This is a genomic window from Corallococcus sp. AB030 (genome assembly GCF_003668965.1).
GTDB lineage: Bacteria > Myxococcota > Myxococcia > Myxococcales > Myxococcaceae > Corallococcus > Corallococcus exiguus.
Map to the genome: position 1 here is coordinate 1 of NZ_RAWQ01000325.1, position 7,032 is coordinate 7,032.

General features: G+C 67.4%; 6 protein-coding genes and 1 pseudogene. 2 read left to right on the plus strand and 5 right to left on the minus strand.

Features of this window, described 5'->3' with window-relative positions; genetic code table 11:
- On the minus strand, window positions 1–429 hold a 429-nt coding region (locus D7Y15_RS46180), incomplete at its 3' end, for a hypothetical protein (RefSeq protein ID WP_233605289.1).
- A 172-nt stretch (window positions 430–601) separates the two neighbouring features.
- Entirely contained in the window at window positions 602–1,633 is a 1,032-nt protein-coding gene (locus D7Y15_RS41235) for a hypothetical protein (protein ID WP_121756003.1), read from the minus strand.
- A gap of 239 nt (window positions 1,634–1,872) precedes the next feature.
- On the opposite strand from D7Y15_RS41235, the gene D7Y15_RS41240 reads away from it, so the two are divergent.
- Both D7Y15_RS41240 and D7Y15_RS41245 read left to right on the plus strand, forming a co-directional pair.
- Window positions 1,873–3,669, plus strand: a complete 1,797-nt coding sequence (locus tag D7Y15_RS41240; RefSeq protein WP_148713008.1) for a serine/threonine-protein kinase — start codon at window positions 1,873–1,875, stop codon at window positions 3,667–3,669.
- Window positions 3,670–3,677: 8 nt separating this feature from the next.
- Complete coding sequence (locus D7Y15_RS41245) at window positions 3,678–4,145, plus strand: DUF2381 family protein (protein WP_158629209.1); 468 nt, start codon at window positions 3,678–3,680, stop codon at window positions 4,143–4,145.
- Between the two features lie 14 nt (window positions 4,146–4,159).
- On the opposite strand, the gene D7Y15_RS41250 is transcribed toward D7Y15_RS41245, so the two are convergent.
- The 3 genes and pseudogenes from D7Y15_RS41250 to D7Y15_RS41260 all read right to left on the minus strand — a co-directional run.
- Window positions 4,160–4,918: an immunity 52 family protein gene (locus D7Y15_RS41250; protein ID WP_233605290.1), complete on the minus strand. Its 759-nt coding sequence runs from the start codon at window positions 4,916–4,918 to the stop codon at window positions 4,160–4,162.
- Window positions 4,919–4,928: 10 nt separating this feature from the next.
- Window positions 4,929–6,503 (minus strand): Tox-REase-5 domain-containing protein, encoded by a 1,575-nt coding sequence (locus D7Y15_RS41255; RefSeq protein WP_121756006.1) that lies wholly within the window; start codon window positions 6,501–6,503, stop codon window positions 4,929–4,931.
- Window positions 6,493–7,032, minus strand: a pseudogene (locus D7Y15_RS41260) (hypothetical protein); the annotation flags it as partial. The gene D7Y15_RS41255 and the pseudogene D7Y15_RS41260, both read right to left, overlap by 11 nt.

A 7,032-nucleotide genomic window follows, 5' to 3' on the forward strand; every position in this document is an offset into this window, starting at 1 on the left:
GGCGGCGCCGGCGCCCTGCCCGGCCTGGCCGATGCTCGATATCAGCCCGGTGCCGGCTTGCATGCCCGCCTGCAGGGCCTGGGTGCCGGCCTGGACGCCCATCGTCAGCGGCATCATGCCCATCTGCATCGCGGGGCCGATCATGCTCATCCCGACCGACATCATCGGACCGAGCATTCCCATGGCCATCTGGGGGCCCTGCGCGACGGCGACCGGCGCGCCGGTGGCGGTGGTGGCGGCGGCCTGGCGGGCGCGGGCCCAGCGGAGCATCTGGGGTTTGAGCCAGAGGCGCGGGCGCCCGGCGCCCAGGTCGAGCACCGGACGGGGCATGTCCGGGTACCGGCGCAGGTACGTGCTGACGCTGTTGGGGTGGGCAAGGCGCAACAGGCCCGCCACCTCCTGGGCGTCAATCAGGTCCTTCGTGTTCACCAGGGGGCACATGGGGCGTGTCTATACCCGTAGACACACAGGGATGCACGGATTCCTTCCCGGGCCGGGAGGCTGCCCTCCAGGGGCCTGCCTGCTTCCGGACACGACAAAGCCCCGGGCTCCATGAGGGAACCCGGGGCTTCGGGACGGCAGGGACGTCAGGTGGGGAGGACTACTCCGCCCACCAGGTCTCGGTCATCACGCTGAAGCCGTTCACGGTGTCCACGTAGATGTGGACGGTGTTGCGGCTCCAGGGGTCGTTCTCGTAGGTGATGATGCAGCCCTTGAACGAGCGGCCCTGGGTCAGCGCGTTCAGGTTCGCGAGGCCCGCGTCACGGACCGTGGGGGAGATGTGGGCGTTGCCGTTGACGTAGTTGAAGGCGCGCTGGACCTCGGCGCGCACCTCGGCGGCATCGGCCAGGTTCGGGCGGATGGAGGCGCCGTAGGGGACGCTGGTGGGCTCCAGGCCGAAACACGTCTTGTCGTCGCGGTAGTAGTGGTTGGCGGACGCGATGTTCCACCAGTCGAAGTGGCGCAGGGTGGTGGCGCCGTAAGACCCGTTGCTGGGAATGGCGTTGATGGCGGTGAAGAGCGCCTCCAGGGGGCGGCTCAGGGTGGCGGAGTTGCGGATGTTGCGGAAGCTCACGTCACCAATGCCCGCCGTGTCGGCGATCTGCTGCGCGTTGGCGAAGGGGCGCGCGTTGAGCAGGTTCACGGCGCCGTTCCACGCGTCCGGCAGGACGTCGTGCAGCTCCGAGTCGTCGATGCTGTTCACCAGCGCGACGATGGCGGTCTGGTCGTCACGGGAGATGGCGATGCCATCCAGGATGCCGACACAGTCCGCGTCGATGAAGTCCATCGTCCGGGCGCCGCCCTCCAGCTGCTTGAGCCGGGCCGGGCCGACGAGCGGCACGGTGGACAGGTCCGCCAGCGACGTGAACGGCGTGGTGGCGCGGCGGTTCACGAGGTTGGTGACCACGTTGCTGGGAAGGTAGCGGTCGAGGAGCGAGTACGACGCCGTGTTCGCGAACTCGAGGATGCCCGAGCACTCGATGGCCACGTCGACGTTCGTCGTGGTGAGGATGGGCGCCTGCTGCTGCTGCTCGGCGGCCGGGGCGGACTCGGGGGGAGTCTCCGCCTGGGTACCAGGACCGCAACCAACGAGCATGCTCACGGCGAGAAGGGCTGAGCCAATACGACGCATCAGGAACTCCTGAATGGGGGGAGAGCTGCGATGAGACGCGGCTTAATACATCAAATCCGTCTGACACCACCGGCCCGATGCACGCCCTTTTCGTGTCACATTTCGGTCACCGCCCCTCTGTTCCGCTGACAGCGTTCCGCCCGGCTCCACGAGGCGAGACTTCCTGACGTGAGAACACACGGACCCAGGGTTGTCTCCGGCACCCTGTTCCGGGAGACCTTCCAGGTTGAGTGGAGTTCATGCGACCCTGTGAGTCCATGGGTCAGGAAGGGTCACAGGTGTTCCCGGGGGCGCTCCAGCCCGGCGCGGTGGTGGGGCGCTGGCGCGTGCAGGGGACGCTGGGAGTGGGCGGGTACGGCGCGGTCTACCGGGTGGAGCCGCTGGACGCACCGGGGCGGAGCTTCGCGCTCAAGCTGTCGCTGCATCCGGACCCGGCCCGGGCGCTGCGGGAGATGGCGCTGTTGTTGGACCGGGCGTGGCATCCGAACGTGGTGCGGGTGCATGCCACGGGGAGGTGGCCGGATCCGGTGGAGGGGCTGCCGTACTTCGTCATGGACTGCGTGGAGGGGATGGCGCTCCACCTCTGGGTGGAGACGGTCAACCCCACGTTCCGGCAGGTGGCCATGGTGGGTGGCTCGGTGGCGATGACACTGGGCGTGCTGCATGCGCGAGGCGTGCTGCACCGCGACCTGAAGCCGGAGCACATCCTGATCCGCGCGAGGGAGCAGGTGCCGGTGCTCATCGACTTCGGGGCGGGTGACCAGACGGGGGCCGCGACGCTCACGACCACCACCCTGCCCCCGGGAACGCTGCACCTGCGCAGTCCGGAGGCCATCCGGTTCCAGCAGCGCCACTGGAGGCAGCCGGAGTTGCGCTATCCATACCGGGAGGCGGATGACCTGTATGCCCTGGGCGTGTGCCTGTACCGGGCCGTCACGGGGCACTACCCGTTCCCGCCGGGGCAGGAGCCGGAGCTGCTGGCGGTGGCCATCACGGAGCGGCTGCCGCCGTCTCCGCGGGACATCAACCCCCAGGTGCCGGAGCCCCTGTCGAGGGCCATCCTGCGGCTGTTGGAGAAGGAGCCGGAACAGAGGCCTCGCACGGGGGAGGTGGCGCACTCGGAGCTGATGCGAGGGCTGCTCTCGGGTGGAGCGGCGGCGTTCGAGGCGCACCTCTTCGACGAGATTCCGGGCACGCCGAATCAGATCCGCCGTCCGGCGTGGCCCGCGCAGCCGTACCTGAAGCCCGCGCCAAGGCCCCGGCCTGTTCCCGAGCCGGTGGCCCCGCGTCGGTTCCCGGCCTGGGGGTGGGTGGGCGTGGTGGTGTGCCTGGGATTGCTGCTGGCGGGACCCGGGACCTGGGAGGTCCTGCTTCGGGGCTGGACTCGACATACAACCCCACAGGTCCCAGAGAGTGTTTCCGCCCCTGTTGGTCATAAACTGGCGATCACGCCGGACCGCCCGCACAGTGTTCCCGTCGCCGCCGCGGTGGTGGCGCCTCCCGAGGAACGTGCTCCCGTGATGACCAAGCCTCCTGTTCCGCCGTCTCCAAAGCCTGCTCGTGTGCTCAAGGCCGCGACGATTGCGACCTGTATGGCGGGCATGGCCTGCGCCAGCGCGCCCCTGGTGGACCGGCCCACGCCTCCCGCCGAGGACTGTCCATTGGATGCGCAGGCGGCCATGCAGAAGCTCGATATCGAAGGCATGCAGTGGGCCGCCAAGTTCGACCCGACTGTGCGCTCCAGGCTCGTCACCGTCCGCGAGGGCCGTGCTGCCGTGTACACGCATGGCATCGAGGGGCACGTTCGCCACGGCTCCCTGCTGACGGGCACGCTCTATGTGGGTTCCAAACGGGTCTACGGTCGTTTCACCCAACTGCGTCAGGAAAAGACGGGTGAAACATTTCCGGTATGTGTCGAGCTCTGGTTCCTCAATGATCGCACACGGGGCGTCCCTCGCAGTGAAGGGGGAGATGAGAACACCGCCATTGTTCCCAACCTGATGTCCGTGAAGGGCGTGTGGCGGTACGACGAATAGGAGGGTGCGTGCTCCTGTTCCTGCTCCCGTTTCTGGCAACCGCGGATGGAGGCGTGTCCGACAAGCCGGCCTGCCCCGACGTGGGGTTGGCGGTGCTCCTCTCAGAGAAGGTCCTGGGACAAGGAGGAGTCCAGGCGTTGGAAATGGAGGAACCTGTCACGGGTCCCTCAGGCACGGAGTTCCGCGTCAGGAGTTTCCGCTCCGCACGCCGGGTCGCTGTGCAGTTGGAGTTCTCTGGTGGGATGCCGCTATCCAGTAGGGCCGTCAGGGCGAGCCTCATCGGTCCGAATCATCAGACCTTGAAGATCGTGGAAGTGATTGAAGTGGCTCTCGGCTCCGAAGACGGAACCGCTCGGATCATCGTGGAAGCCGAAGCGCAGCCCCGTGAGGCTCGCGGCGTCTACACTCTGGAACTCCAGGACGCGGAAGGTACACGGCTGCTCGTCCTGCCAAGGGTGCGGTTTCCTTCCATCTGATCAATCCACGCGGGTCAGGGCATGACGGGCTGCATGAGGCCCGCCCTGGCCAGCAGCGCTCCGATCCGGTGGCCCTGCTCGACATGCTCGGGGTTTCTCGCGGAGATGCGCTCTGGCGAGAGGATGATGAGCGCGCCCTTGTCCTCAACAGGCTCGATGCGGACTGGCGCGGGAAGCGGTGGCACCGTCCCCCGGCGTCGCGACTGGTACGTGACCCAACCGACGAACGCACCTGCTGTCGAGTCCGCGTTCATCTGCTTGCGGTATTCATGAGATCCAGCGACAGCCCAGTCAGGGTCGAAAGCAAGCGCCATGCTGCGCAGCACTCCGCTCAACACGGGCACTGACATCAGCCGCTCTGTATGGGGGCCCTTACTCGGAAGGGACATGACACAGACGTTGGCATTGACCTCACTGTAACAGCCACAAGTCATTCGCAGGTGCACACCGTCAGTCTCCAGCCCGCCATTGCCAAACGAGAAACTAAAGCCGAGCGATGCAAAGACCGGCCCGCCCCTTTCTCGATTCACCCCGCGTCGGAACAACTCCGTGAGAGTGCTGAGGTCAGGTGGCATCAACGGGTACTTGCGCACGTCCTTGAGTGACCGGGTAGGCTTGTACCAAGTTGCCAGGAGCGGATCGTACGGCGAAAGCAAGTTGAGAAACTCCGCCGTGCGCCGCGCGCACTCTTCGGGAGATTCCTCGCGCGGTCCCCAATAGGCACCTGCGTAGTACATCTCAGGCCAGGTTGTGGTTTCGAAGCTTGCGGTCACGCGTTTCTCCTCAGCGCGCTGGGGTGTGGATGACCTTGATAACGCTGATGGTTTCGCTCTCAAGCAACCATTCAATGGCCTGGGCGGCCCCGGCTTCCGCCACATGCCACTCAATGAGGATACCCATGCCTCGAACGATCTCATTCTGGCGCTTTGCTTGTGCAACAAGGTCAGCCGCACCTGAATTCTTGAACCACGCCTTGGGCTCCAGCCCGTCGAAGAACTTCGCGTAGCCGGGCCCCTTGGCCTCCAGTAGCACGCCGTCCTTGAAGCCGTCGAACTTCACTCCACCCGCTTGCGTGCTGGTGCCTCCCACCCAGTACGCCTCGTCCGCGGAGTGCCCTGTGATCTGCTCCTGATAGCGCCGGGCGCGCGGCTTCATGGACTCCTTCACGGGCCCCCACTGGCCGGGCCCCTTGGACGGTGCGCCTCCCTGTGTCGCCGTGGATGCCCGCTGGAGGATGATCGCCGCACCCGGCCCTCCTCCCAGGACGGCGGCCGCGCGGCCTACGGGTACCGCGACCCGCTCGATGGCGAGCGCCCCTTGAGCTGACAACGACAGAACCGGCACCGTTGCTTCGGCACCCGTCAGGGCCCCCGTTACCGTTCGCGTCGCGGATGTCGCGGAGCCTGTCGTCAGGATGAGGTTCGTAGCCAGCTCGGCCACGGTCCGCATCTGGTCGCCTCGGGACATGAACCGGAAGCGTTCGAAGTATTCGGGCGATGACGCGAGGAGCGCGGCCACTCCCGCGGGCAGGTCCTTCAACGCGGTGACGCTGTCCAACGGGTACGTGAAGAACTTCCCCAGCGAGAGCGCCAGCTTCACGACAGCGGCTTCCGCCCCGTCCAGGGTCCGGCCAAGGAGGTCCGCGTCGTCATACACCTCGACGAACACCGGGCCGTTCACTGGCGCCAGCTGTTCGTCCGCGAGCTGGAAGACGAAGCCGTTGCTCACGTAGAAGCGGCCCAGTTCGAAGGGGCCTGCCCGGAACGCGCCGTCCTTCCACTCCACGGCTCCGGCCTTCTGCTGCGTGCGGCCATTCCACACCCAGGCGAGGTAGCCGTCTGGCCGCAACACCGCGACCCGGCTGTAGCGCTCGACCCTGCGCGACAGGTCGTCGCGCGACACCGCGCCTTCCGCCAGCACCTCGCGCAACACCTGTCCCACGGCCATACGGGCGGGAAACGTTCCCAGCGTCACGGGCTTGCGGAGCAGCAGGGTCAGGAGCCGCGCCGCCTGCATGGAGGTGAGCGATCCTCCCGGCAGCGGCCGTTCGTCGCCCGCTTCCAGCCCCGCGTCCGTCAGCAACTTCTCCCAGACATCCTCCTGGAGTGCCGGACTCGCGGCCACGGCCACACGGCCTGGACTCGCGCCCGTTCCCTCTTGGCGGATGGCCTTGCGACGGTGCAGCCGCGGCAGCTCCTCCGCGGGCTCGACGACGGCTACGAGCGAGGATGCTTCAGCGGATGCTTCAACCACGACCGTGCGTGGCGCGTAGCTCAGGCTCCTGCCGGACACGGGCCGCAGCGACGTGCAGCCGGTGACGAGAACGGCCAGGCACACCCACAGCGCTTCAGCGCGCATTGTCCACCCCCAGGCCCACTGAAGCGAAGGCTCCAGGCCGGAGCGCTCCGTCCCCATCCGGGAACAACAGCGTGCCTCCCGTGCCCATCACGTAGAGCTTCCCCGCGAGGATCCGCCAACGTGCTTCCGCCGCTCCCAGGTAGCGGGCTCCGGGTTGCCCCAGGCCCATTCCCAGGCCCTTCAGCGCCACTTCCAGGTCGCGCCCCAGGAGCTGCACCGCCACCCGGCCGTCCACGTCCACGCGGCCCCAGGAGAAGACCTCCGCGCTCAGCGACAGCTTCAGGTGCTTGTAGAGGCCGCCGTAGCTCACGGCATCCCAACCCGCCCGCACCTCGCCCTGGAGGGAGTAGCCATCCGGGAAGGAAGCCGTCGCCAGCGGGGCTCCGTCCGGGCTCGCCGTTCGAAAGCGGGCCAGCTCGTAGTCCGGCCCGAAGAAGCCCTGTCGGAAGCCTCCGTGCTGCCTGCGCACCTCCAGCCGCAACGAGAGGTCCAGCGTGGGTGTCCCCGCGTCCGCGCCAGCCCCCACCAC